Source organism: Thermogemmatispora sp., from assembly GCF_019683755.1.
In the GTDB taxonomy this organism is placed as follows: Bacteria; Chloroflexota; Ktedonobacteria; order Ktedonobacterales; family Ktedonobacteraceae; genus Thermogemmatispora.
The window spans coordinates 1-2344 of sequence record NZ_JADGHT010000515.1 but is presented as its reverse complement, the minus strand read 5'-3'; the positions used below and the strand labels follow the sequence as shown (position 1 = coordinate 2344).

General features: G+C 56.4%; 2 protein-coding genes and 1 pseudogene. 1 reads left to right on the top strand and 2 read right to left on the bottom strand.

What is annotated here, in order from left to right; genetic code table 11:
* Positions 1-263: 263 nt before the first annotated feature.
* Positions 264-944, bottom strand: a complete 681-nt coding sequence (locus tag IRZ24_RS19485) for a queuosine precursor transporter (protein ID WP_297168197.1) — start codon at positions 942-944, stop codon at positions 264-266.
* 392 nt (positions 945-1336) lie between these two features.
* Here IRZ24_RS19485 and queC point away from each other — a divergent pair, with 392 nt between their 5' ends.
* Positions 1337-2017 (top strand): 7-cyano-7-deazaguanine synthase QueC, encoded by a 681-nt coding sequence (gene queC, locus IRZ24_RS19480; protein WP_297168193.1) that lies wholly within the window; start codon positions 1337-1339, stop codon positions 2015-2017.
* 63 nt (positions 2018-2080) lie between these two features.
* Here queC and IRZ24_RS19475 read toward each other — a convergent pair.
* Positions 2081-2344: pseudogene (locus IRZ24_RS19475) on the bottom strand (hypothetical protein); the annotation flags it as partial.

Here is a 2344-nt window from a genome sequence, read left to right as displayed (position 1 = left end):
GGCCGCGTCAGATGTTTATAACAGACCGGGCTATGCTGGCCCCCGTCCTGACTATCGACGGTACATGACGGGGAGCACGCTATAGACGATCCCGGGCAAGGGTGGGGGAGGGAGGACGCGGCCACCGCTGGTCTCTCCACAATCTCAACCGGCCAATACTACCGGAGCAGCCGAGCAAGCAGAGAGAAAGCAAGCGGGAAGACGCCTCCTCTCTCGCTGACCAGCTCCCTCAGAGGGCCAGAGCTTGAACAGCCCAGGGTCGCTTAGCGCAAAAGCAAAAGCGGATTAAAATCGGTATGATAATCAAATGTGTCGAGCTGCTCACGCTTTTTGAGGAACGTGACAACAGCATAGGTCAGAGGTGTTGCGACAATCTCGTAGCCGACCTTAAAGAGCCACTGCGTGAGCATCGCGCTCAGCAAATCGCTAGGCGGAATGACGCCCCAGAAAGCAACCGTAATGAAGATCAGCGTGTCTAATCCCTCACCGACAAAGGTCGAACCGATAGTCCGTGTCCAGAGCCAGCGCCCTTTTGTCAGGATTTTGAGCTTAGCTAGAACAAACGAGTTAGCAAATTCACCGCAGAGATAGGCCACGAAAGAGCCGAGTAACAAGCGCGGGGTAAAGCCAAGAATAGCATTGTAGGCGGCCTGCTGCTTCCAGAAAGGCGCAGCAGGGGCCCAGCCGCCCAAGGAAATGGCCATGACCGCCAACAGGTTGCAGGCGAAGCCGAGCCAGATAACGCGCCGGGCTGCAGCGTAGCCGTAGACTTCCGTCAGCACATCGCCAAACAGATAGCTCAGCGGGAAGACAATGATTCCTGCAGGCACGAGCAGACCTGCAAAGGCAATAATTTTGACTGCGATAATATTCGCAGTAATCAGGCATGTAACAAATAAGGCCGCAATAGTCACGAACCAGAAGGATACTCGCAACTGACTCATCCTTTCCTGGCTTATTGCTCATCTCACTCCAATGACAAACACCTGGCCGGTGAAAGCTGCATGGCTGCACATTGCCGGCTGAGATCACCAGACCCCTCGCAGCCAGGCAACAAGTTGGCACTGCAGAGCCTGTTCTGTCAAGTTCCTGAGAGGCCTGCTTTCGCTGAGAACCTTTCCGGGCCGTATGCGCCCGCTTACAATATCAGAAGCCAAGCCAATACAGACAGAAAGAAACTGGCGGCGACTGCAGACCTCTTGCTTGGGCTCCAAGATGGCATCCTCCCTTGCCGTGCTGCTAAGGCAGCTTGAGCCTGGCAAGGTCGAGCGTCGTCACCGTTAACAGAGCTTGCTTAGTCAGATCAGCACGAGGACAAACGGAAGGAGAAGCAGCCATGTCATCTCGTCCCAGAGCAATTGCCATTGTCAGTGGAGGTCTCGACAGCGTGACCCTGGCTCATCTGCTCCATGCCCAGGGATATCAGCTCCATCTGCTCTCTTTTGACTATGGCCAGCGCCATCGGAGAGAACTGTTCTTTGCTGAGCGTTGTGCACATCGACTAGAGGCAGACTTTTCTCTCCTCGAGCTACGGCAGCTAGGCCAGCATTTCAGGGGGTCGGCCCTGACCGATGAGAGCATTGCTGTCCCTGATGGGCACTATGCCGCAGCCAACATGGCCGTTACCGTCGTGCCCAATCGCAACGCCATTATGCTGGCTATTGCCTACGGCATTGCTGTCGCCGAGGAAGCTGAAGTCGTGGCCTTTGCCGCGCATGCCGGTGATCACTTTATCTATCCCGATTGTCGACCAGCCTTTATCGAGGCCTTTGAAGCGATGGAGCGACTGGCTGTCGAGGGACATGGACATCCACGCCTGCATCTGGAGGCGCCTTTTGCCCACCTTAAAAAAGAGCAGATTGTTAGCCTTGGTGCGGCGCTTGGCGTCCCCTTCGCGGAAACCTGGAGCTGCTACAAAGGGGGTGAGAAGCACTGTGGCACCTGTGGCACCTGCTACGAGCGAAAAGAAGCCTTCCAACTCGCTGGTGTCCCTGACCCCACCGAGTACCTACAGTGAGAGCGGGGCTGACCTGCTCTGCCTCGGTCCGGCCCTGGGTGAGAGGAGTGCTTTACCCAGGGCCTAACAAGCACAGCTCAGATCAAGTGCAGGGACAGGCTCTGCGGATGTCTCCTCCTCACTACCGTATCCCGAGAAGGCGCGTGGATTCTCCAAGGCCTCCATGATAATCGCCTCCACCTCCGCCAGGCTATTGACCCGCACCAGGGCATTGCGGACATATTTCGCCCCTGGGAAGTGGCCCAGATACCAGCCCATATGTTTACGCAGCTCGACGAAGTGATCTTCTCCTTTCAGCCTGGTATAGATGCGGGCGTGTTCCAGGGC